Here is a 26412-nt window from a genome sequence, read left to right as displayed (position 1 = left end):
GGTTCACGGGCGGTCAAGGGAGGATCGATGTCGCTGGACATCAGAAGCGTGGCCGACGTGCCGCGCCACCACGCGCGTGTTCGGCCTGAAGCCCAGGCCCTTTGGTTCGCGGGCGAAGCGATCAGCTTCGCCGAGTTCGACGTCCTCTCATCGCAATGCGCCCAGGCTCTTCTGGCCGCTGGCGTCCAGCCCGGCGATCGGGTCGGGACCCTCGCCAAGGGCAATGCTGACTTTTTCGTCCTCTGGTTCGGCTGCCTGAAGGTCCGCGCCTGCCTGACGCCGGTCAACTGGCGCCTGGCTCCCCCGGAGATCGCCTTCATCCTCAGGGACGCCGGCTGCAAGCTGCTGGTGGTGGGCGAGGACTATGCGGAGACGATCGCCGGCCTCGACCTGCCCGACCTCGCGGACGTGATCCAGTTCGAGCCGGGCCATCCGGACTGGCCCGGTTTCCGCGCCTGGATCGGCGCGCAGCCCGCGAGCGATCCGGCCCTGGCCGCCCTGCCCGATGACGACGTCATCCAGCTCTACACCTCCGGCACCACCGGACTGCCCAAGGGCGTGCAGCTCACCGAGACCAACTACAAGGCGTGTTTCGCGGGGGCGACCCAGGTCTGGGGTAAGTTCAGCCCTGGCGAGGGCGTGCTGGTGGCCATGCCCCTGTTCCATGTGGCCGGCGCCAATCTGGGCATGCTGTCCCTTCTCCAGGGCGCCCGGGCGGTGATCATGCGCGAGGTCGATATCGGCCTGCTGCTCAAGCTGATCGAGACGCACGCGATCAAGCACGCCTTCATGGCGCCGGCGATCATCAACAAGGTGCTGCAGCACCCGGCCCAGGCGGCGACGGATCTCTCCAGCCTGCGGCACATCTACTACGGGGCCTCGCCGATCTCCGAGGAGGTGTTGACCCGCGCCCAGGCGCGGTTCAACGCGGGCTTCATGCAGCTCTATGGCCTGACCGAGACCATCGGCGGGGGGACCTATCTGCCGCCGGAGGCCCACGACCCGGCGCTCGGCAAGCTGCGGGCCTGCGGCAAGCCTACCCCGGGCTACGACATCCGCGTCCGGATCGACGGCCGCGACGCCGCCGTCGGCGAGGTGGGCGAGATCGAGATCCGGTCCGGTGGCATCATGAAGGGCTACTGGAACCGCCCCGACGCCACCGCCGAGGCCGTCTGCCCTCAAGGCTGGTTCAAGAGCGGCGACGCCGGCTATTTCGACGCCGACGGCTACCTGTTCATCCACGACCGGGTGAAGGACATGATCGTCTCGGGGGGTGAGAACATCTATCCGGCCGAGGTGGAGAACGCCCTGATGGGCCATCCCCACGTGGCCGACGCCGCGGTGATCGGCGTGCCCGACGAGCGCTGGGGCGAAGCGGTCAAGGCCGTCGTGGTCCTGCGGCCGGGCGCCCCTGCCGACACCGCCTCGATCATCGAACACTGCCGCGCCCAGATCGCCGGCTACAAGGCGCCCAAGTCCGTGGACTACGTCGCCGTCCTGCCGCGCAATCCGTCCGGCAAGGTCCTGCGCCGCGAGCTCCGCGACCCCTATTGGCAAGGCCAGGGCCGCAAGGTCGGCTAAGGTTTCACAAGAAAAGGCACATCCGATGGACCCGCACTTCAAGGCCTTGATCGCCGAGCAGGAAGCCGCCGCCGCGGGCCAGGAGATGCCCCCGCTCGACGCCCTGCCGCCGGAGATGATCCGCGCCGGTTACCGAATGCAGCGCCAGGCCCAGAACCTGAACGCACCCAAGGACGTGACGGCGACCGACCTCAAGGTCGACGGCGCGGCGGGGCCCATCGGGGCGCGGCTCTACACCCCCGCCGGCGCCGGGAAGACCACGCCGGGCCTGGTCTATTTCCACGGCGGCGGCTTCGCCATCGGCGACCTGGAGACCCATGACGGCCATTGCCGGCGGCTGGCGGCCTATTCCGGCTATCGGGTCCTGGCCATCGACTACCGGCTGGCGCCCGAGCATCCGTTCCCGGCGGGCCATGACGACTGCCTGGCGGCCACCAAGTGGGCCTTCGACCATGCCGCCGAGATCGGCTTCGATCCGGAGCGCATCGCGGTCGGCGGCTGCTCGGCGGGCGGCAACCTGGCGGCCTCGATCTCCATCGACCTGAAGGACGATCCCAAGCGGAAGCTGGCCTTCCAGCTGTTGCTCTATCCCGGCATCTGGCCGGATGAGGAGACCCAGTCGCGCAAGGACCTGGACGGGCCGATCCTGACCAGGGCGGCCATCGCGTGGTTCGACAAGTGCCTGGCGGCCGTGGGTCACCCTCAGGCTCACCGCGCCAGCCTGGGCTCCAAGGCCGACATCGCCGGAACCCCGCCCGCTCTTGTGGTCACCGCCGGATACGATCCCCTGAAGGACGAGGGCCGCGACTACGCCGCGCGGCTCAATGCCGCCGGGGTCAAGGCGCAGCACGTCGAGTACAAGGACATGGTCCACGACTTCTACAGCATGGGCGATGTCTCGCCCGCGGTGGACGTGGCGACCAAGGAGACGGTGGCGGTGCTGAAGGCGGCGCTGGGCTAGGCGCCGACCACCTCGCGAATGGCCCCCGTCAGCCGCGCCAGCTCAGCGTCCGTCGTCACGAAGGGCGGGGTCAGGTAGACGACCTTGCCCATGGGCCGGATCCAGCAGCCCAGCTCGGCGAACCGGGTGCAGAGCGCGCCGACCGCGACGGGCTCGGCGAACTCGACCACCCCGATGGCGCCAAGGGTGCGGACGTCGACCACGCCCTTGGCGGCCCGGCACGGCTCCAGGCCTTGAACCAGCGATGCGTTAATGCGCGCCACGTCGGCCTTCCAGGTTCCGGTCTCGAAGAGGTCGAGGCTGGCGTTGGCCGCCGCGCAGGCCAGCGGATTGCCCATATAGGTCGGCCCGTGCATCAGGGCCGCGCCCGGGTCGTCCGACCAGAAGGCCTCGAACACCGGGCGCCGCGCCACGGCCGCCGACAGCGGCAGGGTGCCGCCGGTCAGGGCCTTGGACAGGGTGACGATGTCGGGGACCACACCCGAGCCTGAGCAGGCGAACAGGTCGCCGGTGCGTCCGAACCCGACAAAGATCTCATCGAAAATCAATAGAACGCCGTGTTGGTCGGCCAGCCGCCGCAGGGTGCGCAACACCTCGTCATCATGGAACAGCATGCCGCCGGCGCCCTGGACGCGCGGCTCGACGATGATGGCGGCGATCTCGGAACCCTTCCGCGCCAGCAGCGCGTCGAGCGCGGCTTCCGAGGCCGGGTCGGTCGGCAGGGCGGCGATATGCTGCGCCGGCATGACGCCCGCGAACAGGCCATGCATCCCCTCCTCGGGGTCGCACACGGTCATGGTCGCCAGGGTGTCGCCGTGATAGCCGCCGAGGAAGCTCAGGAACCGGGTGCGGCCCGCCACGCCCCGGTTGATCCAGAACTGCAGGGCCATCTTCATGGCGATCTCGACCGCCACCGAACCGCTCTCGGCGAAGAACACGTGGTCGAGGTCCCCAGGCAGCAGGGCCGCCAGCCTCGACGCCAGCCGGTAGGCGGGCTCATGCGCGAGGCCGCCGAACATCACGTGCGGCGCGCGCTCCAGTTGGGCGGAGACCGCCGCGCGGATGTGCGGATGGTTGTAGCCATGACAGGCGGTCCACCAAGAGGCGATGCCGTCCACCAGCTCGCGGCCGTCCTCCAGGATGATCCTGGCGCCCTGCGTGCGCGCCACCGGCAGCGGCGGCGGGGCGGTCTTCATCTGGCAATAGGGTCGCCAGACGTGGTCCGCGCCCGTGGTCATCCAGTTCGGCGGCTGCGGCATGCATTGGTTTCCCTGGAAGCTGACGCAGCGCGCTTTAGCCCAGGGCCAACCTCGTGCATACCGCGTCGCGCCATGACCGACAGCCTCACCGCCTTCGCCCACGACAAGCTCGCCGGCCTGGAGTCCCGCAGCCTGCGGCGCACCCTGGTCCCCACCCATCGTTTCGACGGCCTTTGGGTCCAGCGAGGCGGACGACGGCTGCTCTCCTTCTCCTGCAATGACTATCTGAACCTCTCGCACCACCCGGCCGTAAAGGCCGCCGCCATCCGCGCGGTGGAGGAGCACGGGGTCGGCGCCGGGGCCTCGCGCCTGGTCACCGGCGACCATCCGCTGCTCTCGGAACTGGAAGGCCGGCTGGCTGCGCTGAAGGGCTATGAGGCCGCCTGCGTGTTCGGCTCGGGCTACCTGGCCAATAGCGGCATAATCCCCACCATCATGGGCGCGTCCGACCTGATCCTGGTCGACGAACTGGCCCATTCCTGCATCTGGGCCGGCTCGCAGCTTTCCGGGGCCAAGGTCGTCGCCTTCCGCCACAACGACATGGCCGACCTCGCCGCCAAGCTTGCCGAGCATCGGACCGGCGCCCTGCGCGCCCTGATCGCCACCGACGGCGTCTTCTCCATGGACGGGGATTTGGCGCCGCTCGGCGAGATCAGCGCGCTCGCCCAGGACCACGACGCCTGGCTGATGGTCGACGACGCCCACGGCCTGGGCGTGGTGGGCGATGGCCGCGGCGCCGCGGCCATGTTCCCGGGCGCGAAGGTCGACCTGGCCATGGGCACCTTCTCCAAGGCCCTCGGCGGCTACGGCGCCTATGTCTGCGCCAGCGCCCCGGTTATCGACCTGCTCAAGACCCGCGCCCGCACCCTGGTCTATACGACCGGCCTGCCGCCCGCGAACGCGGCGGCGGCGCTGGCCGCCCTCGACGTCATCGCCGCCGAGCCGGAGCGGGTCGCCGCCCCCCTGGCCAAGGCGCGGCGCTTCACCCGGGCGCTCAACCTGCCGGAAGCCACCAGCGCCGTGGTCCCCATCATGATCGGGGCGGCCGACGCCGCGCTCGCCGCCGCCGCGGCCCTGGAGGCCCAGGGCTTCCTGGCCATCGCCATCCGTCCGCCGACCGTGCCGGCCGGGACCGCCCGCCTGCGGCTGGCCTTCACCGCCGGCCACCCGGACGCCGAGGTCGACCGCCTGGCCGCCGCCGTCCGCTCCGTGATCGGAGCCTGAACCATGCGCGGCCTGTCGATCGCCGGGGCCCACACCGACGTGGGCAAGACCTATGTGGCCTGCGCCCTGATCCGCGCCGCCGTGGCCAGGGGCCGGCGGGTGGGCGTGCTGAAGCCCGTGGTCAGCGGCTTCGATCCCGAGGACTGGGCCGACAGCGATCCGGGCTGCCTGCTGCGCGCTCTCGGCCTGGCGCCCAGCGAGGCCTTGCTGGACGCCGTCTCGCCCCTGCGGTTCCGCGCGCCCCTGTCCCCGCCCATGGCCGCCCGCGCCGAGGGACGCAGCCTGGCCTATGCGGAGGTGCTGGACGCCTGCCGCCCATTCCTGACCGACACCCAGGCCGACCTGAAGATTTTCGAAGGTGCGGGCGGGATCATGTCGCCCATCGCCGAGGACGGTCTCTGCGCCCATCTGCACGCCGAGGTCGGCCTGCCGGCGGTGCTGGTGGGCGGGTCATATCTCGGCGCGATCAGCCACACCCTGACCGCCATCGCGGCCCTGCAGGGCTTCGGCATTCCTATCCATGCGGTGGTGATCAGCCAGAGCGCAGATCCGAGCGCACCGGATTTCGACCAGACCGTCGAGGCGGTCGGCCGGTTCGCCAACATGCCCGTGGTCGCCGCCCGTCGCGGCGAAGACCGCTGGGCCCGCGATCTGCTGGTCTAGCCTTCCGCGTCGCGCCGTCGTTGGGCGAAGCCCAGCACCGCCATGCCGACCACGGTCGACAGCAGCGTGCCGGCCACCACCCCGATCCGCACCTGGGTCTGCGCCGCCAGGTCGCCCGGGGCGAAGGCCAGGCCGCCGATGAACAGGCTCATGGTGAAGCCCACCCCGCACAGCAGCGAGGCCCCGTAGAGTTCCAGCCACTTGGCCCCCGTTGGCCGCCGGGCGATCTTCAGGCCGATGGCGAGCGCGCCCACCCCGAACACCCCGATCTGCTTGCCGACGAACAGGCCGAGCGCGATGCCGAGCGACACGGGGCCGAAGAGATCGCCAAGCGACAGCCCCTCGAAAGAAAACCCCGCCGCGGTGAAGGCGAACAGCGGCAGGATCAGGAAGGCCACATAGGGGTGCAGGCTCTCCATGAAGTAATTCAGCGGCCCCTCGTGACCGGGCTTGCGCGGGTCGATGGGGACGGTCATGGCCGCCGCCACCCCCGCCACGGACGTATTCACCCCGCTCTTCAGGGTGAAGGCCCAGGCGAGCGCGAAGCAGGCGGCGTAAAATAGGTAGGGCGCGGTCTTCCAGCGCGACATCAGGGCCATCAGGGCGATCGCCGCAGCCGCTCCGCCCAGGGCGTAGAGATTGAGCTTGGCGGTGAACAGCAGGGCGATCAGGGCCACGGCGCCCAGGTCGTCGGCGATGGCCATGGTCAGCAGGAACACCCGGATGGCCGGCGGCAGCCTCGGTCCGGCCACGGCGAGCGCCGCCAGCGCGAAGGCGATGTCGGTGGCGACGGGGGTCGGCCAGCCCTGCGGCGCGCCGCCCGGGCCCTGGTTCAGGGCCAGATAGATCAGGGCCGGGGCGACCATGCCGCCGAGCGCCGCCAGCACCGGCAGGGCCAGGCGGCGGGGATTGGACAGCTCGCCGCGCAGCAGTTCGTATTTGATCTCCAGCCCGACGACGAAGAAGAAGATCGCCATCAACCCGTCCTTGATCCAGCTCAGGACGGGCCTGGTCTCGTCGAAGGCCCCGATGTGAATGGTGATCGGATGCTCGATGAAGGCGAAATAGCTCCCCGACCACGGGGAATTGGCCAGCAGGATGGCCAGCAGCGCGGCGCTCGCCAGGATCGCGCCCGAAGCCGTCTCGGTCCTCAGGAAGTCGAGGGTGAACTTGCGCGCCATCCACTTCGGGTAGCACAGCCGTAGCCGAGCCGTCAGCCCAGCGCGACGAGGAAAGGGTTGCCGCCCCGTGCGGTCGCGGTCATCTGGTGGCCATGCCCACCTCCCCGGCCTATCGCCCCGAACCCCACATCCAGGCCCTGGGTCCCGACTTCGCAGATCCGGTGGCGGCGGCGGACTTCCCGACGACCCTGCTGCGGTTCCGCAACGACCGCGCCGCAGCCACCGTCGGCCTGGACACCCTGACCGACGCCGAATGGATCGCCCACTTCGGCCGCTTCCAGCCGCTGCCGGGCAACCTCGAAACCCCCCTGGCCCAGCGCTACCACGGCCACCAGTTCCGGGTTTACAACCCCGACCTCGGCGACGGCCGCGGCTTCTCCTTCGCTCAGATGCGCGAGGTCGGGACCGGCCGCCTGCTGGAGCTGGGGACTAAGGGCTCCGGCCAGACGCCCTGGTCGCGGCAGGGCGACGGCCGCCTGACCCTGAAAGGCGGGGTGCGCGAGGTGCTGGCCACGGCCATGCTGGAAGCCCTGGGCGTGCCGACCTCGAAGTCCTTCTCGCTGGTCGAGACCGGCGAGCCGCTGATGCGCGGCGACGAACCCAGCCCCACCCGCTCCTCCGTCCTGGTGCGGCTCTCCCATAGCCATGTGCGCTTCGGCAGCTTCCAGCGCCACGCCTTCCACCAGAAGCCCGAGCGCATCGGCGCCCTCGTCGACCATGTGGTGGAGCTCTACTACCCCGAGCTGGGCAACGCCCCGGACCGCGCAGCGGCCCTGCTCGGGGCGGTGGTCCCCCGCGCGGCGACCCTGACCGCCAGCTGGATGGCCGCGGGCTTCGTCCATGGGGTGCTCAACACCGACAACATGAACATCACCGGGGAGAGTTTCGACTACGGCCCCTACCGGTTCCTGCCGAAGAACGACCCCAACTTCACCGCCGCATATTTCGACTCCGCTGGGCTCTATTCTTTCGGCCGCCAGCCGGAGGCGGTGTTCTGGAACCTGCAGCAGTTGGCAGGCTGCCTTTCGCTGGTGAGCCCCCAGGAGACCCTGGTCGAGGCGCTGAACGGCTTCGGCCCGGTGTATCGGGCGGCCCTCGCCGAGGCGATGCTGGCCCGGCTGGGATTGAAGGGGCGTTCGCCAGATGACGACGTGAGTCTGGTCAATTCCGCTTTTCGCGCCATCTCGGTCGGGGGAGAGCGCCTGCGATGGGAACCGTTCTTCTTCGACTGGTTCGCCGGCGGCGAGGCCCGGGCCCTGGCGAGCCCGCGGGGTGACATCTATGCGGACGAGGGCTTCGCGGCGTTCCGCGACCTGCTGAAGGCCTACGAGCCGGATCGGCCTGAGCGCTTGGACGCCGCCTACTTCACCAGGCTCGAGCCCGAAGAGCTGCTCTATGACGAGATCGAATCGATCTGGGCGGCCATCGACGCGCGCGACGACTGGGCCCCGTTCCACGCCAAGCTGGCCGCCATCGAGGTCGCGCGGCAGGCGTACGGGCTGGGCTAGGCCGCCGCCTTAGGCCGCGAGGCCATCTGGGCCAGGACCACGCCGGCGAGCGCGATGCCGGCGCCGAGCGCCTGGACCGGCCCGAGGGCCTCGGCGAACAGCATCCAGCCCAGGATGGCGGCCACCACCGGCTGGACCAGCACCACCACCGAGGCCGTGGCGGCCGGCAGGCGTCCCAGGGCCCAGGCGATGGAACCTTGCCCGGCCACGTGCATGAGGCCCAGGCCCACGCAGGCCGCCCAGCCGCCAAGGGTCGCCGGCAGCAGCGGCTCACCCAGCAGGACCGCGGCCAGCAGCAGCAGCGGCGCGCTGGCCATCCCGGACCAGAACATGATGCGCGTGGCCCCGACCGTGCGGCGCGCGGCGCTGACCGCCAGGAAATAGAACGCGTACCAGACCGCGGTCAGCAGGGAGAAGGCGTCCCCTAGCGGCGGGTTGCTGCCAGGCGCCTGGGCGCCGCGACCCACAGCCATCAGCCAGGCGCCGCCGACCGCCAGGGCCACCGCCGCCACGAACAGGTTCCTGGGGCGCTGCTTGAACACCAGCCACGCCACGGCCGTCACCACCACGGGCGTGAGGTTGGTGAGCACGGTGGCGTTGGCCACCGAGGTGAAGGCGATCCCGTAGTGCCAGAAGCTGAGATCCAGCGCGAAGGCCGCACCGGCCAGCAGGGCCAGGCGCGGCGCGCCGCCGACCCCGCCGTCGGTCTTCTGGGCCATCAGGAACAGCAGGGGCAGGGCGAAGGTGACGCGCCAGAAGCCCACTGCCGCCGGGCCCGCGTCGGCCAGGCGCACCAGGATCGGCGCCAGCCCGATCACGGCGGCGCCGAGCACCAGCACGGCCAGGGCCTTCGGATGTCCCCGGTCCGGTGTCGCGGCGGCCTCAGTCAAAACCCAGCTCCCGTCGCAGCGCCTCGGGCGTCATGCCGCCGGCCCGCAGTTCCGCCAGGGTTTCGGCCCGGTCGCGCTTGGCGTAGCGCCGGCCATCCGCGCCCAGCAACAGGCGATGATGCCGATAGACCGGCGCGGGCAGGTTCAGCAAGGCCTGCAGGCGCCGCTGGACATGGGTCGCCTGGAACAGGTCGCGACCCCGGATCACGTGGCTGATCCCCTGCAGGGCGTCATCGACCACCACGGCGAGGTGATAGGCCACGCCCACGTCCTTCCGGGCCAGGACCACGTCCCCGCCCAGGGTGGGGTCGATGGGGATGATCCCATGCTCGCCCTCTGGGCCTTCGCCCTCCTCGACGAAGCTGAGGTCTCCGACCAGGGCCCGCTCGGCGGCGTCGAGCGACAGCCGCCAGGCGAAGCTCTCGCCGGCCGCCAGGCGCGCGGCCTCCTCGTCGGCCGGCAGGGGCGCGCCACGCCAGGTCTCCATAGCCCCGTGGGGGGCGCCCGCAATATCCTGCGCGATCTCCTTGCGAGTGCGGAAGCAGCGATAGGTCAGGCCCCGCGCGATCAGGCTATCCAGGGCCGCGTGATAGTCGGCTAGGTGCTCGGACTGGCGGCGGACGGGCTGTTCCCAGTCGAGGCCCAGCCAGGCGAGATCATCACGGATCGCGGCCTCGAATTCCGGCCGGCAGCGGGTGGCGTCGATGTCCTCGATACGCAGGACGAAGCGCCCGCCCACATGGCGCGCCGCGGCATGGGCGGTCAGGGCCGAAAAGGCATGGCCCCGATGCAGCCGGCCGGTGGGGGAGGGGGCGAAGCGGGTGGCGAACACCCGTGAGACTTAGCGGCGAGGAGCGGCGGCGAAAATGCCAAGGTGCTGGAAGGTGGCGCGGATGAAGGCCTCCTCACCACCCAGGGCGACCTTCAGATGATCGAACATCTTGAAGCTGATCATCTCGGCCATGCCGTGGGCCGCGCACCAGGCGGCGTTGGTGGCCAGCTCGAGGTCGATCTCGTTGTTCACGTCGGCGCCGGCCTCGATGAAGGTGTCGCGAACCTGGCAGTAGGCGCTGTCGTTTTCCGTATGGGCGTGCTCGGGAAGCGCTTCCTTGTCGCGGGAGGAGTCGTACATCACGCGGTAGAGCGCCGGATTGGCCTGGGCGAAACGGACATAGGACACGCCCAGGCTGGTCAGCTTGTCCTGGATGGTGGTCGCCTCGGCCTTGGCCTTGGCCATCTGTGCGTTCAGCACGTCCCAGCCCTCGTGGGCCACGGCGTCCAGAAGTTCGCCCTTGTCCTTGAAGTGGTGGTAGGGCGCGGCCGGACTGACCCCCGCCTCCCGGGCGACCGCGCGGAGGGACAACGCCGTGGGCCCTTCGGACTCCAGCAGGCGACGGGCCGCGTCGATCAGCGCGCGGCGCAAGTCGCCGTGGTGATAGGGGCGGGTTTCGGCGGCAGCAGTTTCTCTCATCACGGTCACTCTAAATCTGAATCTGGACGGCGTAAAGATCATCTTGACGCCGTTCAGATCGCTGCTATCTTAGCATCGTTCAAATAAGAAACGCCCCCGCTCCCCCGGGGTTCAAACTGAAAGGTGTGTGTCATGTCTCTCGCTGGTCTTACCCACTTCGAACGGTTCTTCGACCGGATCGCCCCCGCGTTCCTCCTGGTCCTCGGCCTAGGTGTCGCCGCCGCCACCGCGGCCCTCGGCGCCTAACCTCGAAACCCAATCCATGATGGGAAGGGGGCCTCCGGGCCCCCTTTTTATTTGTCCAATCCCGCCCGCCAAGAGCTATGCATTTTCTAATAGCTTACATTGTAAAATGTATCTGTACATCGCTTAGATATGAGGTATCTTAGCGTTGTCCAGATGGACGGGGCGTCGGAACCGCCGGGGCCCAAACTCAAGAAGGAACGAAACAATGTCTGCTCTTTCGAACATCGGCCGCCTCTTCGACGCCACCGTCGCCGTCGCCTTCGTGCTGATCAGCCTGAGCCTCGCCGGCGCCACCGCGGCCGTCGGCGTCTAGTGTCCCGCGATCCCGCCCCGTCCACGGTCTGATCCTCCCGAGCCGTGAGACGGGGTGATGCGCTTCAAGTCATGGAGCTGTCTCGAAAACTGCCCTATAATTCGCAGGTCACGAGAATCGCCGTCCGGAGATTCGAGGGCGACCAGACCGCGAAAGGGGGCCCGTCTTCAGTCTCTACGCGTACGCCATAGGCGCGGGTTCGCGCCGACGGAGGTCAAGCCATGCAGGTGCTTAGCCACCCGCCGTCCGGCTGGCCCTGTCTCGTGCTGAACGCCGACTTCCGGCCCCTCAGCTACTATCCGCTATCCCTCTGGCCCTGGCAGGAGGTGATCAAGGCGGTGTTCCTCGATCGGGTCGACGTGGTCTCGACCTACGACCACGAGGTCCATTCCCCCTCCTTCGCCATGCGCCTCCCCAGCGTCGTCTCGCTGAAGCACTATGTGCCGCAGGACCGGCCGCCGGCCTTCACCCGCTTCAACCTTTTCCTGCGCGACGCCTTCACCTGCCAGTACTGCCGCGCGGGCGAAGACCTGACCTTCGACCATGTGGTGCCGCGCTCGCGCGGCGGGCGGACGACCTGGGAAAACATCGTCACCGCCTGCGCCCGCTGCAACCTGCACAAGGGCGGGCGCACGCCGCACGAAGCCCACATGCATCCGTTCCACAAGCCCCGGCGGCCCAGCGCCCACGAGCTGCAAGACCGCGGCCGCAAGTTTCCACCGCACCACCTGCACCAGAGCTGGCTCGACTACCTCTACTGGGACATCGAGCTCGAAGCCTGAGGTCGCCGCGCCTCACCTAGTCGGCTGGCAAGATCAGAAAGGCCGCGATCACGGCCTGAGCCGCCAGGATGACCAGCAGAATCCCCCCGAACGGCTGTTTTCGGGTCTTGTGACGGAAGGCCTGCTGGGCGGCGAGCGCGCCGAGGCTTCCGCCGATGGCGGCCAGGGTGAGCAGGGTGCGCTCGGGGATGCGCCGATCGCCGCGCTCGGCGCGGGCCTTGTCCCAGCCCATGGCCGCGAAGGCCGCGAAGTTGACCAGGGCGAGATAGGGCAGGATCACCGGGGCTCGCGCCACATGGCCCACATGACCGGCGAGTCCGGCCGGGGCTGGACCTCCCGGGTCACCTCGAAACCGTGGCGGCGGTAGAGCGGCACGTTGGCGGGACTGGAGCTTTCCAGATAGGCCGGCAGGCCCAGCGCATCGACGCGTTGCAGGCCGGCGCTCAGCAGGCGGCTTCCGACGCCCAGCCCCTGGGCCTCGGGGCGCACGCCCACGAACCAGAGATAGACGTGCGGCCGCTCCATGGGATGGTGCTTGTCCATGGCCGCGCGCATGGCCGACATCCGCGACAGCCGCGAGAACCCCGTGGCGGCGAGGACCGTCGGGATGACCCGCAACTCGTCGATCAGGGTGGAGGGGCCCAGGCTCTCCGACGGCAGCCAGATCGAGGCCGCCCCGCCGCCGGCCGGCCGCAGCACCTCGCCGTCGCTGAGCGCCATGCCGACCAGCCGCTTGAACAGGCCCAGCCGCGCGGCGTCACGCCTGGCGTCGTCACGCATGAACCAGTCGAACATCGGATCGGCGGCGAAGGCCGCGGAGAGGTCTTGGGCCACGCCTTGGAGATCGGCCGGAGCCGCCCGGACCGGCGTCTCCGAGCCGCGGCGCAGGGCGATGATCTCGTCTTCGGTCACAGCTTCTCGCTGATCTTGATGGCGGCGCGGCAGCCGGCGCGGATCACGGCGGACAGCACGGTATAGCCGGGCGCCGACTTGGCGCCCTCCGCCAGGGCCTGGTCGCGATGGGCCAGCTCCTCGTCGCGGAACCGGGATAACTCGGCGGCCAGCTCCGGCTCGCGGCTCTCCAGCTCGGCGATCTGGCCGGCATAGTGCTCCTCGATCACGCTCTCGACGGCCTCGGTGCAGGCGTGGGCGGCCTTGTCGCCCAACAGGGCCGTGCCGGCGCCGAGCGCGAAACCCGCCACCCGCCAGAGCGGCGTCATGACCGTGGGCCGCACGCCGCGTTCGGTCAGCAGCTTGTCGAAGCGCGCCAGGTGGACCGCCTCGTGGCCCTCCATCTCCTCCAGCTGGCCGGCGATCCGCTCGTGGCCCGTGGCATGGGAGAGCACCGCGCGCTGGCCGCGATAGATGTGGACGGCCCCCAGCTCTCCGGCATGGTCCACCCGCAGGATCTCGGCCAGCCGAGCGCTCATGGCGCCGGCTCCGGGACGGGGCGGGATCGGCTTGGCGCTCATCGCCTGCTCCGTTCGTGGCGGACGGCCAGCAGGCTGAGGACGGTCAGCTTCAGGGAGACCAGGGCGTTCCAGCCGGCCATGGACAGGCCCAGGAACACCCAGGCCGCCTCGTCGCAGGCCGGCGGCTTGATCTTGGCGCCGTTCAGCAGGGCGGCCATGTCGCCGGCGCTCACCGAACCGCCCGTGCTGGCGCAGGCGGTCGGGCCCGGCCAGAACTTCCACTCCGCCCCGGCGTGATAGACCGCCAGCCCCACCCCTGCGGCGAAAACCAGGGCCAGCAGGGCGTTGAAGGCGACCTTGAAGCGGCCGCCGTCCCGCATCCGGACCACCAGCATGCCCACAAGAGCCACGGTCGCGGCGACCCAATAGACCTCGCGGGCGCGCAGGCAGAGGGTGCAGGGGGCGAGGCCGCCGAAGGTCTCGAAGGCGTGGGCGATGGCCAGCATCAACAGCGACGAAGCGAACGCCGTCAGGCGCCAGCGCTCAAGGAAGGGGGTTATGAGACCGCTCATCGCCGCCGATATGATCCTAAAACGCCGCCCGGCTCTAGAGAAGCTTGAGCGCGATGAATCCGCCCACCAGCACGACCAGGCCGATCACGGTGTAGAGGGTCAGCCGCTTCTCCACCTCCTCGCGCACCGCGGGGCCGAAATACTTGATCAGAGTGGCGGCCAGGAAGAACCGCGCACCCCGCGTCACGACGGAGGCCCAGACGAAGGTGAAGAACGAGAACTCGGCCAGGCCGGCCGAGATCGTCACCAGCTTGTAGGGGATCGGGGTCAGGCCCTTGATCAGGATCACCCAAAGGCCCCACTCCGCGAACCAGGCCTCGAAGGCGGCCTGGCCTCCGGAATTGCCGGTGATCATCAGCAGCCACTCGCCCACCGGGCCCAGGAAATGGCCGATCATGTAGCCGAACATCCCGCCCACGACCGAGGCCGCGGTGCAGATCGTGGCGTAGACGTAGGCGCGATCGGGCCGGGCCAGCACCATGGGCGCCAACATCACGTCGGGCGGGATGGGGAAGAAGGAGCTCTCGGCGAACGAAACGGCCGCCAGGCTGGCCGGGGCGTGGCGCGAGGCGGCCAGGCCCATGACCCAGTCGTAGGTTTTGCGAAGCATGTCGATCCGTTGGGAGCGTTCAAACGTTAGCTACCAGCCGAGGGAGGGCTTGTCTCCTACCTCGGCTTCAGGCACCTAGTTTCACTTGATACTATCTCTCGGGAGACCCGCGATGACCACCCATGTGAAGTCCGACGTCGCCAAGGCGGGCGACCTGTTCGAGAATCCGCTCGGCACCGACGGCTTCGAGTTCGTGGAGTTCACCTCTCCCGAGCCCGAACGGCTGAAGGGCCTGTTCGAGATGATGGGTTTCACGGCGGTGTCCAAGCACCGCTCGAAGAACGTACTGCGCTTCCGCCAGGGCGACATCAACTTCATCCTCAACATGGAGCCGTCGGGCCAGGCTGCGGCGTTCCGGGAGGTCCACGGCCCCTCGGCCAACGCCATGGCCTTTCGCGTCAAGGACGCGGCAAAGGCGCTCAAGCTCGCGGTCGAGCGCGGCGCCAAGGCGGTGCAGGGCCCAGTCGGCGCCATGGAGCTGAACATCCCGGCCATTGAGGGGATCGGCGGCTCGAACCTCTACCTGGTCGACCGCTATGGGGCCCAGGAGATCTATGACGTCGACTTCCTGCCCATCGACGGCGCGGCCGAGCAGATGGCCAGGAATAGCGTCGGCCTGACCTATCTCGACCACCTGACCCACAACGTGGTCCGCGGCGGCATGGCCAGGTGGGCCGACTTCTACGAGAAGATCTTCAATTTCCGCGAGATCCGCTATTTCGACATCGAGGGCTCGCAGACCGGCCTGTTCTCCAAGGCCATGACCAGCCCTTGCGGCAAGATCCGCATCCCGCTGAACGAGAGCCAGGACGACCACAGCCAGATCGAGGAGTTCCTCAAGGACTACGGCGGCGAGGGCATCCAGCACGTGGCGCTGGGGACCGACGATATCTTCGAGACCGTCGAGACCATGCGCGACCGGGGCGTCAAGTTCCAGGACACCATCGACACCTATTTCGACGGCATCGACGCCCGGGTCCCCGGCCACGGCGAGAACGTCAACCGCCTGCGCGCCGACAAGATCCTGCTGGACGGCGCGCCCACCGAGGGCCAGGGCATCCTGCTGCAGATCTTCACCGAGAACATGATCGGCCCGATCTTCTTCGAGATGATCCAGCGCAAGGGCAACGAGGGCTTCGGCGAGGGCAACTTCAAGGCGCTGTTCGAGTCCATCGAGCTGGACCAAATCCGCCGTGGGGTCCTACCCGCCAAGGAGGGCTGAGGCTTGTCGACGCCGAACTGGGCCATCGCCGTCCATGGCGGCGCGGGCGTCATTGAGCGCCGGCATCTGAGGCCCGAGCAGGAAGCGGCCTATCGCGCCGCCCTCGGGCGCGTCGCCGAGGCCGGGGGCGCGGTCCTGCGAGCCGGCGGTTCGGCGCTCGACGCCGTCGAGGCGGCCATCCGCCTGCTGGAGGACGACCCCCTGTTCAACGCCGGCCGCGGCGCGGTGTTCACCGCCCGGGGCGCCAACGAACTGGACGCCTCGATCATGGACGGCGCCACCCTGGCGGCCGGGGCGGTGGCCGGCGTCACCCGCACGCGCCACCCGATCTCGCTGGCCCGCGCGGTCATGGAGCGGTCCTCCCATGTCCTGCTGGTCGGAGCCGGCGCCGACGCCTTCTCCAAGGCCGTCGGCGTGGAGCAGGCCGACCCGTCCTACTTCTTCACCGAGCGCCGCTGGCGCAGCCTCGAGAACTTCGCCAAGGCCCACGACCTGCCGGTCCCGCCCCGGCCGGTGGGCGAGCATCGGCCCGATCCGGTCCACGCCCTGGCCCACGACGAGGGCAAGTACGGCACGGTGGGCGTGGTCGCGCTCGACACCTCGGGCAATGTGGCGGCGGGCACGTCGACCGGCGGCACCACCGGCAAGCAGTGGGGCCGGGTGGGCGATTCACCGGTGATCGGGGCGGGGACCTATGCGTCCAACGCCGCCTGCGCCGTCTCGGCCACCGGGACCGGCGAGTACTTCATCCGCCTGGGCGTGGCCCACGAGATCGCCGCCCTGGTCGAGCACAAGGGTCTTTCGCTGCAGGCCGCGGCCGATTTGGTGATCCAGGATAAGCTCACCGCCCTGGGCGGCGACGGCGGGATCATCGCCGTGGCGCCTGACGGCCAGGTGGCCTGGAGCTACAACACCTCGGGCATGTACCGCGCCAGCCTGGCCGCCGACCGGCCGCTCGTGGTCAGCATCTACAAGGACGAACCCTGAATGGCCCGCAACTGGATCCCCGTCCGCGCCGCCCAAGGCGCCCATTCGCGCCAGGCTCACGCCGACATGCCCGCCGGCACCTATGAGCGCGAGATATCCAAGGAAGGGTTCTTCGGCCCGGCCGCCTTCATCCACCATCCGCGCCCGCCCACCGGCTGGAGCGACTTCGAGGGGCCCCTGCGTCCCCGCGCCTTCGACCTAGCCCGGCTGAACGAGGCGCAGGGTTCGCCCTGGGACGCCCCGGTGATCCTGAAGAACGCCGCCACCGAGATGCGCTTCTGGAAGCTGGGGCAGGCCATGCCGGGCCTCGCCCGCAACGCCGACGGCGACCAGTTGCTGTTCGTCCACCAGGGGCGCGGCGACCTGTTCTGCGACTATGGCCACATCTCCTATGAGGCCGGGGACTATCTCTACATGCCGCGCGGGACCATGTGGCGGCTGAGCCCAGCCGAACCGACGGCCATCCTGATGATCCAGGCGACCAACAGCCACTTCACCCTGCCCGACAAGGGTCTGCTGGGGGGCCACGCCCTGTTCGATCCGGCCATGCTGGACACCCCGGAGCTGAACGAGGCCTTCAAGGCCCACCAGGCGCAGGACGGCGAGACCCGGGTGGCCGTCAAGAAGCGCGGCGAGGTCTCCACGGTCACCTATCCGTACAATCCGCTGGACGCGGTGGGCTGGCACGGGGAGCTGGCCCCGGTGCGGCTGAACGTGCGCCATATCCGCCCGGTGGTGAGCCATCGCTACCATCTGCCGCCCAGCGTCCACACAACATTCGTGTCCGACCGGTTCGTGGTCTGCACCTTCGCGCCCAGGCCCTTCGAGACCGATCCGGGCGCGCTGAAGGTGCCGTTCTTCCACAACAACGACGATTTCGACGAGGTGCTGTTCTACCACGCCGGCGACTTCTTCAGCCGCGACCACATCGAGGCCGGGATGATGACATTCCATCCCTCCGGCTTCACCCACGGGCCGCACCCGAAGGCGCTGAAGAACATGCTGAGCCAGCCCAAGGCGGCCACCGACGAATACGCCGTGATGATCGACACCCGCGATCCCCTGGACGTGGGCGAGGCGGCCTCTACGGTGGAGAACCCGGACTACGTCAACAGCTGGCGGACGCCGGCTTGAAGGCGGGCTAGGCGATGGCGCAAGCCGATCTCAAGGCCGATCTGACGGAAGCCGCTGAGGAGGAGCTGGAACGCGCCTGTTCGCTACCCCGCCGCGACATGGCCGCCTGCACGCCCTGGGGCGACACCTATGAAGGCTACACCCCGGCCGGCCGCGACGTCTGTTTCGAGCGTAATTACCTGTGGGCCGACGAGGCCGGCGGCGACATCTGCGTCGAGGTCGTGGTCTATTTGCCAGAGGCCTACGAACAAGGCGTGCGCCTGACACGCACCGTCCGCCGGGAGGAAAACTAGTATGAAGCTCGCATCGCTCAAGTGGGGTCGTGACGGCCGCCTCGTGGTGGTTTCCAACGATCTCGCCTGGTGCGTCGAGGCGACCAATGTCGCGCCGACCCTGCAGGCCGCCCTCGACGACTGGGAACGCTGCGAGCCCCTGCTGCGCGGCCTGGCCGAGGGTCTGGAGACCGGCTCGATCCCCAGGGTCCGGTTCCACGAGAAGGACGCCGAGAGCCCCCTGCCGCGCGCCTATCAGTGGGCCGACGGCTCGGCCTATGTGAACCATGTGGCCCTGGTGCGGAAGGCGCGCGCGGCCGACATGCCCGACAGCTTCTGGACCGATCCGCTGATGTACCAGGGCGGCTCCGACAACTTCCTGGCGCCGCGCGATCCGATCCCGCTGGCCGACGAGGCCTGGGGCTGTGACCTGGAGGGCGAGGTGGCGGTGGTCACCGGCGACGTGCCCCTGGGCGCCAGCCGCGAGGAGGCCCTGGCCGCCGTCCGCCTGGTCATGCTGGTCAACGACGTAAGCCTGCGCAACCTGATCCCCGCCGAGCTTTCCAAGAACTTCGGCTTCTTCCAGTCGAAGCCGGCCTCGGCGTTCTCGCCGGTGGCCGTGACCCCCGACGCGCTGGGCGAGGCCTGGAAGGACGGCAAGCTGCACGGCGCGCTGGAGGTCGAACTGAACGGCAAGCCGCTCGGCGAGGCCGACGCCGGGGTCGACATGACCTTCGACTTCGGGACCCTGATCGCCCATGCCGCCAAGACCCGGGCGCTCAGCGCCGGGACCATCGTCGGCTCCGGCACGGTGTCGAACCGAGGTCCCGACGGCGGCCCAGGTAAACCCGTCGCCGAAGGTGGCGTCGGCTATTCCTGCCTCGCGGAGTTGCGAACCGTCGAAACCCTTGCACACGGCGCGCCCAAGACGCCGTTCCTCAAGCCCGGCGACCGAGTGCGGATTGAGATGCGCGATCCGCGCCGTCACACCATCTTCGGCGCCATCGAGCAGGAGGTCCAAGGGTCATGAGCGTGCAGCGCCAGCTTTCCGACCCGCCCGCGGGCGAGCTGAAGCTGGACGCCTATCTGCCGTATCGGCTCTCGGTGGCCTCCAACGCCGTCAGCCAGCTGATCGCGCGCGCCTATGAGGACCGTTTTGGGCTCAACATCCCGCAGTGGCGGCTGATCTGCGTCCTGGCCGAGGACGGCGGCCTGACCCAGGGGGCCATCGTCGCGCGCACCGGCATGGACAAGGTGACGGTCAGCCGCGCCGCCCAGGGCCTGAGCATCCGGCGACTGATCGCCCGCAGCGACCACCACGCCGACGGCCGATCCCATGTCCTGGCCCTGACCGCCCAGGGCGCGCAGCTGCATGCGGAGGTGGCGCCGCTTGCGCTCGCCTACGAGGCGGCGCTGATCGCCGGCCTGTCGCCGGATGAGGTGGCCCTATTGAAGCGGCTCCTGGGCCGCCTGCAGGGCGCCGCCGACGCGCTGTCGGGCGGCAAGGCGTAGCGTCTAGTCCTCGGTCAGAAAGGCGCCGACTGCGTCGAAGAGGACCTGACGGTTCGCCTCGAGATGCATCCGGTGTGCGCCGCGGGGCAGTTTGGCGACCCGCACCCCGCCTTCGGCCTTGACCAACGCCTCCTTCAGCCAGGCCGCATCGGCGTCGCGCGTGATGGGGTCCCACTCGCCGTAGACGACGAGGGTCGAGGCCCGGACCTTGGCCGGATCGTACGGGAATCGGCCGGACCAGACCTCCGCCAAGTCGGCCTGAGGTCCTGTCGGCACGAGCACGGCCGGCGGACTGCGCGTGGCGCTGGCGGCGTCGCTGGCGAGATACGCCTCGGCCCAGGGGACGAACAGGGCCCTGTCGATGGGCGACGGCTCGCCTGCGGGCACGCCTGACTGGAAGCTTGCCCATTGATCCTCAGCGCTGACCAGCGATGCGCCCGTGGTTGGCTCGGCGGCCGGCGGGGCGGCTTTGCGCAGGGCGGGCGGACCGAAGAGAACCAGGCGCTCGATCCTATCGGGGTGTTCGGCGGCGAATGCGCCGGCCGGCAAGGTTCCCCAGGAATGGGCGAGGATTGAGACGCGATCCTTCTTCGAGGTCGCGCGGATGTAGCGCGTGACGCGGGCGATCTGGCTGACGGCCTCCGCCATTCGGCCCACGGGCGCGGCGCCGGTCATGGCCGCGGGGCGGTCCGAGTCGCCGTAGCCGGCGAGATCGAATGCCCATACGTCAAAGCCGCGGGCGCGCAGGTCGTCCATCCAGGAACGGCCCGCCAGGCGGTACCCGATCGATAAGGCCTGGGGGAAGGTCGCGCCGTGCACATAGAGCACGCTGGGCCCGGGCCCGGGTTCGTGACTGATCGCAAGGGTGGGCTCGCGGTCTGCGCCCGGCAGTCGGATCGTTTCCGCCGCGGTCGCGGGGACCGCCAGCGCGCCGAGGACCGCGGCGCACGCAACTATCGTCTTCGTCATTCAGCGACTCCTGGCTGGGCTCGCCAGGATCGAACGTTTGTCGCTGAGGTTGCTTCGGCCTCGGTCGAAGAATCGGAAACTTTTAGTGCGCCGTCTCCGGGAGCTTGACGCTCCAGCGGTGCGAGCCCTCGCCGAACTTCAGATAGAAGCCGTGCGCGGCGCGGCGGACCTCATCGCGGACGGTCTCCTCGAAGGAGAGAATGACCGCGGCCTCGAAGTCCTGAGGGATGTTCTTGACGTCGAAACCGGTCTCGCGCGCCACGTTGGCGATCACGTCGCGACGGTGGGCCTCGCCGCCGAACAGCAGCAGGGTTTCTCGAATACGCTCAAGCAGATGGTCGCTCGCCGGCTTGATGGTCGGCTTGGCTGCGGCCTTGCGGCGCTTATGGGCGGTTACTTGCATCCTGTCGCTCCCCGATCAGGAAACGCTATGGCGTTTAGATTTAGCGATCCCTTAAAGCGCGCAATTAATTTCCCCTAAAAGTTGTTTACGGTGAAGCTTCATCCCCCGCCCAGGGCGACCGCCGTCCGGTAAACGATGAAGGCCGCCAGATAGGCCAGCGTGGTCATGTAGACGAACATGATGATCGGCCAACGCCAGCTGTTGGTCTCGCGCTTCACCACGCCCAGGGTCGCGGCGCATTGCGGGGCGAAGATGTACCAGGCCAGGAACGAGAGGCCTGTGGCCATCGACCAGTGGCCCCTGAGCGTCGAGGCAAGGGTCCCGGTGTTGTTCTCCGCATCGCCCACCGCATAGACGGTGCCGAGCGCGGCCACGGCGACCTCGCGGGCGGCCATGCCCGGTACGAGCGCGATCGACATCTGCCAGTTGAAGCCGATAGGGGCCAGCAGGGGCTGGATGGCGTGGCCGATCATGCCGGCGAAGCTGTAGTCGATGGCAGGCCCCGGGGCGCCCGCCGGGGCGTAGGGGAAGGTCGAGAGCACCCAGATTAGGATCATCAGCGGCAGGATGATGCGCCCGGCCCGCTCGATGAAGATCTGGGCGCGGAGGAATAGGTTGCGCAGGACGTTGGCGGGGTCGGGCAGCTTGTAGGTGGGCAGCTCCATCAGGAACGGCTCCACCGCCCCGCGCCAGAACAGCCGGCGGGTCACGAAGGAGACGGCGAGCGCGCTGAGGATGCCCGCGGCGTAGAGGCTGAACATCACCAGGCCCTGCAGGCTCATGAAGCCCCAGACCTGGGTGTTGGGGATGAAGGCGGCGATGATCAGGGTGTAGACCGGGATCCGCGCCGAACAGGTCATCAGCGGGGCCACCAGTATGGTGGTCAGCCGGTCGTGCTTGGAATCGATCACCCGCGTCGACATGATCCCGGGGATGGCGCAGGCGAAGGAGGAGAGCAGAGGGATGAACGCCCGCCCGTGCAGTCCTGCACCGCCCATGATCCGGTCCATCAGGAAGGCCGCCCGCGCCATGTAGCCGAAGTCCTCCAGCAGGAGGATGAACAGGAACAGGATCAGGATCTGCGGCAGGAAGACCAGCACGCTGCCGACCCCGGCTATGACCCCGTCGGCGATCAGGCTGCGGGCGAGATCGTTGGTCACCACCTGGCCCACCAGACCGCCCAGCCAGCCGAAGGCGGCCTCGATGCCGTCCATGGCCGGGGTGGCCCAGGTGAACACCGCTTGGAACATCAGGAACAGCAGCGAGAACAGGATCGCCAGGCCCCAGAACGGGTGCAGCAGGACCGCGTCCACGCGGCCGGTCCAGGTGTCGGGATGTTCGGGCGGGCGGACATAGGTGCGCACAATCCGCTGGGCCTCGGCATGGGCGCGGCGGATCTCGGCCGCGTCGGGTTCGCGCCAGGTGTTCTCGCCGGGTAGGGCGCCGCTGGCGGCCAGGGCGTCGACCTGGGCGATCAGGTCGTCGATGCCGCGCTTGCGGGTGGCCACGGTGGTGACGATGGGGGCGCCGATCTCGCGCGACAGGCCCTCCAGGTCGATCCGCAGGCCCTGGCGCTGGGCGATGTCGTACATGTTGAGGGCCAGCACCATCGGCCGGCCGACGGCCTTGAGCTCCAGGGCCAGGCGCAACACCAGGCGCAGGTTGGTGGCGTCGGCCACGCAGACCACCACGTCGGGCGGAACCTCGCCCTCCAGCCGGCCGAGGACCGCGTCGCGGGTGACCACTTCGTCGGGGCTGCGGGCGCGCAGGGAATAGGTGCCGGGCAGGTCCAGGATGTGCAGGCTGCGGCCGGCGGGCGTCGTGACCACGCCCTCCTTCCGCTCGACCGTGACCCCGGCGTAGTTGGCGACCTTCTGGCGGGCGCCGGTGAGCGCGTTAAACAGCGCCGTCTTGCCGGAATTGGGATTGCCGACCAGGGCGACCCTGGCGGACGCGAGCGTGGCGGTCTGGGTCATTTCTGCGGCGTGTCGAGCAGGATGAACACGTCCTCGGCGTCGCGGCGACGCAGGGCGACGCGGGTGTCGTCCACCCGGACGGCGATCGGGTCGTGGCGAATGGCGCCCTCGTGCAGCACCTCGATGCGGGCGCCCTCCACGAAGCCGAACTCCAGGAGGCGGCGCTGCAGCTCGTGAACGTCGACGCCGTGGGCCAGGGGCGCGCTCTCGGCGCGGACGTCGACGATGACCCCGGTCGCGCCGACCTCGAGCGAGCTCAGGCGCACGACAAGGCCCGCCGCGGAATTCGCGGCCAAATCCGCCTGCACCGATAGATCGTTCATCGCGAGGTCCTTACGCGCCTCAATTGCGAACGATTATCATTCACGATGCGCGCCGTCGAGCCTCCGCTTTAGAAACGACTTGCGGCCAATGGTCCGGGCTCAGGAGGCCCGGGCGTTCTCGGATATCCGCGCGGCGGCCCGACTCAGCTCGACTGGGTGTTGTCCGGAAGGCCCAGGATGCGCTTGGAGATGATATTGTTCTGGATCTCGAGCGAGCCGCCATAGATCGACATGGCCTTGCCGCCCAGCCAGCCGCGCACGGTCTCGATCTCTTCCTGGCTGAAGGTCTCGCCCTCCCAGCCCAGGCCCTGGTGCCCGAAGATCTCCAGGCTGAGTTCGGCCCGCGTCTGGGCCACATTGGTGGCGGAGTTCTTCAGGATGGATGCCGTGGTGTTCGCGCCCGAGGCGCCCTTCGACTCCGCGACGATCCGCGCCAGGGTCAGGCCGTGCATCTTGGCGTCCATCAGGTGCTGGGTCAGCCGGGTGCGCAGGTCGCTGTCGGCCAGCCGGCCCTGGTCGTCGACTCCCACATAGCGCTTGGCGATGTCCTGCAGCGGCGTGGCCCGGCCTCCTCCTGACGCCCCCGTCTGGCTGGCGCGCTCGTGCTGCAGCAGCCGCTTGCCGACTGTCCAGCCGTGGTTGAGCTCGCCGAGCAGGCCGTCCTTCTCGGCCCGGGCGTCGGTGAAGAAGGTCTCGCAGAACGGCGAGGCCCCGGCGATGAGCGCGATGGGTCGCGGGTCGATGGCCGGCTGGTGCATGTCGATCAGCATGAAGCTGATGCCGTCATGCTTCTTGGCCGCGAAGTCGGTGCGCACCAGGGCCCCGCACCAGTCGGAGTACTGGGCGCCCGACGTCCACGTCTTTTGGCCGTTGATGACCCAATGATCGCCGGCGTCCTCGCACCGCATTTGCAGGGAGGCCAGGTCGGAGCCGGCGTTGGGCTCGGAATAGCCGACGCACCACTGCACCTCGCCGCGGACGATGGGCGGGATGTGCTTCGCCTTCTGGGCCTCGGTCCCGTAGTCCATGATGGTCGGGCCGATCATGGTCACGCCCATGCCGAACATCAGCGGATTGAAGGCGCCCAGCTTGGCCATCTCCTGGGCCAGCACCTTGGCTTCCTGGGGCGAGAGTCCGCCGCCGCCGTACTGGGTCGGCCAGGTCGGCGTTCCCCAGCCCTTGGCGCCGACGGCCTTGCGCCAGGCGGCGAGGTCGGGATTGGGCGCCGAGATCTCGGCCGAGGCCAGGACGCCCTTGCCCGCCAGGGTGGGTGGGAAGTTGGCTTCCAGCCACCCGCGGGCCTCGGCGCGGAAGGCCTCAAGGTTCGGCTCGCCTCCGAAATCCGCCATGTCGGTCCCCTTGATCGTGCGGCGGCCAGGTCGGCCGCGTTCAAGGGCCACCCTAGCGCCCAGGGCGGCGGCCACAAGGTTCACGCCAGGGCAAGGCCGCCTTAGCCGCCTGGCGTGACGCGACGCAGCGCCGCCCGCCGGAACGCCGAGGGCGAACGCCCGTAGGTCTCCCGGAACGCGGCGCTGAAATGGCTGTGGCTGGAGAAGCCGAGGTCGAGGCCCAGCGCTGTCAGGTCGTCGTACTGCGGCAGCAGGTTCAGCGCCCGCGCCAGCCGCAGGCGCATCTGGTAGCGATAGAGCGGCAGGCCCTCGACCTGCTGGAAGACCTGGGTGAGGTAGACCGGAGACCCGCCCACCTCGGCCGCGATGTCGGCCAGGGTCCAGCGGCGCGCGGGATCGCTGGCCAACACCAGCTTGACCCGATCGGCGAGCTTCTGCCGCCCGGGGCTGGCCCCGGCAGCGTGGGTGGTGCGCGGACCCAGGGCGCGCTGCACGAGGGTGAGCGCCAGGCTCTCGGCTTCCAGCGGCTCGGCCGAACCTTGGCGCAGGCCGTGCCGCAGCAGGGCGATCAGCTCCTGGGCCCGCGGGTCGATGCGAAGGCGCTGGCGGCGGAACGCCACGGCCGCCCCGTCCCGTAGCAGGGCCTTGGGGGCCAGTTCGCGCAGCAGCGGTTCGTCGATGGCCAACGACAGGCAGGCGTCCCCGCCCGCGACCGGATGGCTGACCCGGTAGCCCTCGCCGGCGTTGAAGAACAGCACCTGGTTGGCCTCGGCGATGGCCTGGTCGGCGCCGACGTGCCGCGCATAGACGCCGCGATAGGGGAACACCAGCTCGGTGGCGCTCGCGCTCTCCTCGGCGCTCCGGCGCCTGCAACGGCCCTGGCAACAGATGTCGCGGACCGAGACGGTCGGCGTCTTCAGCAGGGACTGGACGGCGACTTCGGGCATGTCGGGGTCGACCCAGTGCTGATGGTGCGGGCGGTCGGGCTCGAACCGACACTCCTTTCGGAACCGGATTTTGAGTCCGGCGCGTCTACCAGTTCCACCACGCCCGCGCGTCGTTTCGGCGACGGAGGTCCGTCTAGCAGGCGATCGCCCGGAGTTCCAGACCGAGCCCGCCGACTACCGCCGGATCGGGAAGAGGCCGCGCAATCGCGAGTCGCGCAGGAACAGGCCGCCCCACATCAGCAGGCCCAGATAGACCCCGAACAGGACATGGCTGAACAGCGGCGCCTCCAGGCGCATTTGGCTGGTGATGCCGCCGCCCAGGACTGACATCATCAGGATCGCGCCCAGCAGCGAGGTGCGGGGAACGAGGAAGAACACCAGGCAGACCAGCTCGATGACCCCGATGCCGCGGCCTAGATGGGCCGGATAGCCCAGGCCGACCAGGGACTCGCGCACGATCTCCAGATCCAGCAGCTTGATCGAGGTGTCGAAGATCATGAAGGCTGTGAAGAGGCCCGTCAGCACCCAGCCGATCCAGCGCCAGAGTTTGGGGGTCATCGTGTCGCTCATGGTCATAGATCGTCTCTCCTGTCCCATCGATGGGTCGCGTCGCCATGCTTGGCGTCGTCAGACCAAGGACGTTTC

29 protein-coding genes and 1 tRNA gene are annotated in these 26412 nt (G+C 69.2%); 12 read left to right on the top strand and 18 right to left on the bottom strand.

The window, feature by feature from the left end; genetic code table 11:
• Positions 1-27 precede the first annotated feature (27 nt).
• Together M9M90_RS17240 and M9M90_RS17235 are read left to right on the top strand one after the other, a co-directional pair.
• The gene (locus tag M9M90_RS17240; RefSeq protein WP_254834471.1) at positions 28-1581 is read left to right on the top strand and encodes a long-chain-fatty-acid--CoA ligase; all 1554 of its coding nucleotides are present in this window, start codon (positions 28-30) and stop codon (positions 1579-1581) included.
• Positions 1582-1606: 25 nt separating this feature from the next.
• Entirely contained in the window at positions 1607-2542 is a 936-nt protein-coding gene (locus tag M9M90_RS17235) for an alpha/beta hydrolase (protein ID WP_254834470.1), read from the top strand.
• Here the strand turns inward: M9M90_RS17235 and M9M90_RS17230 are convergent.
• Positions 2539-3801: an adenosylmethionine--8-amino-7-oxononanoate transaminase gene (locus M9M90_RS17230; protein ID WP_254834469.1), complete on the bottom strand. Its 1263-nt coding sequence runs from the start codon at positions 3799-3801 to the stop codon at positions 2539-2541. The genes M9M90_RS17235 and M9M90_RS17230 overlap by 4 nt on opposite strands.
• 72 nt (positions 3802-3873) lie before the next feature.
• Between M9M90_RS17230 and bioF the strand changes: the two genes are divergently transcribed.
• Both bioF and bioD read left to right on the top strand, forming a co-directional pair.
• A complete protein-coding gene (gene bioF / locus M9M90_RS17225) occupies positions 3874-5025 on the top strand; it encodes an 8-amino-7-oxononanoate synthase (RefSeq protein WP_254834468.1) in 1152 nt (383 codons plus the stop codon).
• 3 nt (positions 5026-5028) lie between these two features.
• Positions 5029-5688: a dethiobiotin synthase gene (gene bioD, locus M9M90_RS17220; RefSeq protein ID WP_254834467.1), complete on the top strand. Its 660-nt coding sequence runs from the start codon at positions 5029-5031 to the stop codon at positions 5686-5688.
• On the opposite strand, the gene nhaA is transcribed toward bioD, so the two are convergent.
• Positions 5685-6869 carry a Na+/H+ antiporter NhaA gene (gene nhaA, locus M9M90_RS17215; protein ID WP_254834466.1) on the bottom strand — a complete coding sequence of 395 codons (1185 nt, stop codon included), beginning with the start codon at positions 6867-6869 and terminating at the stop codon, positions 5685-5687. The genes bioD and nhaA overlap by 4 nt on opposite strands.
• A gap of 92 nt (positions 6870-6961) precedes the next feature.
• Between nhaA and M9M90_RS17210 the strand changes: the two genes are divergently transcribed.
• Positions 6962-8377 carry a protein adenylyltransferase SelO gene (locus M9M90_RS17210; protein WP_254834465.1) on the top strand — a complete coding sequence of 472 codons (1416 nt, stop codon included), beginning with the start codon at positions 6962-6964 and terminating at the stop codon, positions 8375-8377.
• On the opposite strand, the gene M9M90_RS17205 is transcribed toward M9M90_RS17210, so the two are convergent.
• The 3 genes from M9M90_RS17205 to M9M90_RS17195 are packed head-to-tail and all read right to left on the bottom strand — an operon-like array spanning position 8374 to position 10738.
• Positions 8374-9267 (bottom strand): DMT family transporter, encoded by an 894-nt coding sequence (locus M9M90_RS17205; RefSeq protein ID WP_254834464.1) that lies wholly within the window; start codon positions 9265-9267, stop codon positions 8374-8376. The two genes, M9M90_RS17210 and M9M90_RS17205, sit on opposite strands and share 4 nt — an antisense overlap.
• Complete coding sequence (gluQRS, locus tag M9M90_RS17200) at positions 9260-10099, bottom strand: tRNA glutamyl-Q(34) synthetase GluQRS (RefSeq protein ID WP_254834463.1); 840 nt, start codon at positions 10097-10099, stop codon at positions 9260-9262. The genes M9M90_RS17205 and gluQRS overlap by 8 nt, the downstream gene beginning before the upstream one ends.
• A 9-nt stretch (positions 10100-10108) precedes the next feature.
• Complete coding sequence (locus tag M9M90_RS17195; RefSeq protein ID WP_254834462.1) at positions 10109-10738, bottom strand: TetR/AcrR family transcriptional regulator; 630 nt, start codon at positions 10736-10738, stop codon at positions 10109-10111.
• 780 nt (positions 10739-11518) lie between these two features.
• On the opposite strand from M9M90_RS17195, the gene M9M90_RS17190 reads away from it, so the two are divergent.
• On the top strand, positions 11519-12079 hold the full coding sequence (locus M9M90_RS17190; RefSeq protein WP_254834461.1) for an HNH endonuclease: 561 nt from the start codon (positions 11519-11521) through the stop codon (positions 12077-12079).
• 16 nt (positions 12080-12095) lie between these two features.
• Here the strand turns inward: M9M90_RS17190 and M9M90_RS17185 are convergent, their stop codons facing one another.
• The 5 genes from M9M90_RS17185 to M9M90_RS17165 are packed head-to-tail and all read right to left on the bottom strand — an operon-like array spanning position 12096 to position 14673.
• Positions 12096-12359, bottom strand: coding sequence for a DUF1294 domain-containing protein (locus M9M90_RS17185; protein WP_254834460.1), 264 nt, complete (start codon positions 12357-12359; stop codon positions 12096-12098).
• Positions 12356-12991 (bottom strand): N-acetyltransferase, encoded by a 636-nt coding sequence (locus M9M90_RS17180; RefSeq protein ID WP_254834459.1) that lies wholly within the window; start codon positions 12989-12991, stop codon positions 12356-12358. The genes M9M90_RS17185 and M9M90_RS17180 overlap by 4 nt, the downstream gene beginning before the upstream one ends.
• A complete protein-coding gene (locus M9M90_RS17175) occupies positions 12988-13551 on the bottom strand; it encodes a demethoxyubiquinone hydroxylase family protein (RefSeq protein ID WP_254834458.1) in 564 nt (187 codons plus the stop codon). The genes M9M90_RS17180 and M9M90_RS17175 overlap by 4 nt, the downstream gene beginning before the upstream one ends.
• Complete coding sequence (locus tag M9M90_RS17170; RefSeq protein ID WP_254834457.1) at positions 13548-14063, bottom strand: disulfide bond formation protein B; 516 nt, start codon at positions 14061-14063, stop codon at positions 13548-13550. The genes M9M90_RS17175 and M9M90_RS17170 overlap by 4 nt, the downstream gene beginning before the upstream one ends.
• A 34-nt stretch (positions 14064-14097) precedes the next feature.
• Complete coding sequence (locus tag M9M90_RS17165) at positions 14098-14673, bottom strand: YqaA family protein (protein ID WP_254834456.1); 576 nt, start codon at positions 14671-14673, stop codon at positions 14098-14100.
• Between the two features lie 112 nt (positions 14674-14785).
• Between M9M90_RS17165 and hppD the strand changes: the two genes are divergently transcribed.
• Genes hppD through M9M90_RS17135 form a run of 6 tightly spaced genes read left to right on the top strand, consistent with a single transcriptional unit; the run spans position 14786 to position 19800 of the window.
• On the top strand, positions 14786-15895 hold the full coding sequence (gene hppD, locus M9M90_RS17160) for a 4-hydroxyphenylpyruvate dioxygenase (RefSeq protein WP_254834455.1): 1110 nt from the start codon (positions 14786-14788) through the stop codon (positions 15893-15895).
• Between the two features lie 3 nt (positions 15896-15898).
• Entirely contained in the window at positions 15899-16882 is a 984-nt protein-coding gene (locus M9M90_RS17155; protein ID WP_254834454.1) for an isoaspartyl peptidase/L-asparaginase family protein, read from the top strand.
• Positions 16883-18016 (top strand): homogentisate 1,2-dioxygenase, encoded by a 1134-nt coding sequence (locus tag M9M90_RS17150; protein ID WP_254834453.1) that lies wholly within the window; start codon positions 16883-16885, stop codon positions 18014-18016. It begins immediately after the preceding gene.
• Between the two features lie 14 nt (positions 18017-18030).
• Positions 18031-18309, top strand: a complete 279-nt coding sequence (locus M9M90_RS17145) for a hypothetical protein (protein WP_254834452.1) — start codon at positions 18031-18033, stop codon at positions 18307-18309.
• A 1-nt stretch (position 18310) separates the two neighbouring features.
• Positions 18311-19318, top strand: coding sequence for a fumarylacetoacetate hydrolase family protein (locus M9M90_RS17140; RefSeq protein WP_254834451.1), 1008 nt, complete (start codon positions 18311-18313; stop codon positions 19316-19318).
• A complete protein-coding gene (locus M9M90_RS17135; protein WP_254834450.1) occupies positions 19315-19800 on the top strand; it encodes a MarR family winged helix-turn-helix transcriptional regulator in 486 nt (161 codons plus the stop codon). Before M9M90_RS17140 ends, M9M90_RS17135 begins: the two co-directional genes overlap by 4 nt.
• Positions 19801-19803: 3 nt before the next feature.
• Here the strand turns inward: M9M90_RS17135 and M9M90_RS17130 are convergent, their stop codons facing one another.
• From M9M90_RS17130 to M9M90_RS17095, 8 genes are all read right to left on the bottom strand, one after another.
• Complete coding sequence (locus tag M9M90_RS17130) at positions 19804-20769, bottom strand: alpha/beta hydrolase (RefSeq protein WP_254834449.1); 966 nt, start codon at positions 20767-20769, stop codon at positions 19804-19806.
• Positions 20770-20851: 82 nt separating this feature from the next.
• Complete coding sequence (locus M9M90_RS17125; protein ID WP_254834448.1) at positions 20852-21172, bottom strand: hypothetical protein; 321 nt, start codon at positions 21170-21172, stop codon at positions 20852-20854.
• Between the two features lie 98 nt (positions 21173-21270).
• Positions 21271-23148, bottom strand: coding sequence for a ferrous iron transporter B (locus M9M90_RS17120; RefSeq protein ID WP_254834447.1), 1878 nt, complete (start codon positions 23146-23148; stop codon positions 21271-21273).
• Positions 23145-23471, bottom strand: a complete 327-nt coding sequence (locus M9M90_RS17115) for a FeoA family protein (RefSeq protein ID WP_254834446.1) — start codon at positions 23469-23471, stop codon at positions 23145-23147. The genes M9M90_RS17120 and M9M90_RS17115 overlap by 4 nt, the downstream gene beginning before the upstream one ends.
• Before the next feature lie 143 nt (positions 23472-23614).
• Complete coding sequence (locus tag M9M90_RS17110; RefSeq protein ID WP_254834445.1) at positions 23615-24820, bottom strand: acyl-CoA dehydrogenase family protein; 1206 nt, start codon at positions 24818-24820, stop codon at positions 23615-23617.
• A 101-nt stretch (positions 24821-24921) separates the two neighbouring features.
• A complete protein-coding gene (locus M9M90_RS17105) occupies positions 24922-25767 on the bottom strand; it encodes an AraC family transcriptional regulator (protein ID WP_254834444.1) in 846 nt (281 codons plus the stop codon).
• Positions 25768-25789: 22 nt separating this feature from the next.
• A tRNA-Leu gene (locus tag M9M90_RS17100) sits at positions 25790-25874 on the bottom strand.
• A 67-nt stretch (positions 25875-25941) separates the two neighbouring features.
• Positions 25942-26337, bottom strand: coding sequence for a DoxX family protein (locus tag M9M90_RS17095; RefSeq protein WP_254834443.1), 396 nt, complete (start codon positions 26335-26337; stop codon positions 25942-25944).
• Positions 26338-26412: the final 75 nt, after the last annotated feature.

It is taken from the genome of Phenylobacterium sp. LH3H17 (assembly GCF_024298925.1).
Classification (GTDB): Bacteria; Pseudomonadota; Alphaproteobacteria; order Caulobacterales; family Caulobacteraceae; genus Phenylobacterium.
The sequence above is the reverse complement of the archived record's forward strand: the minus strand, read 5'-3'. Positions and strand labels throughout refer to the sequence as shown.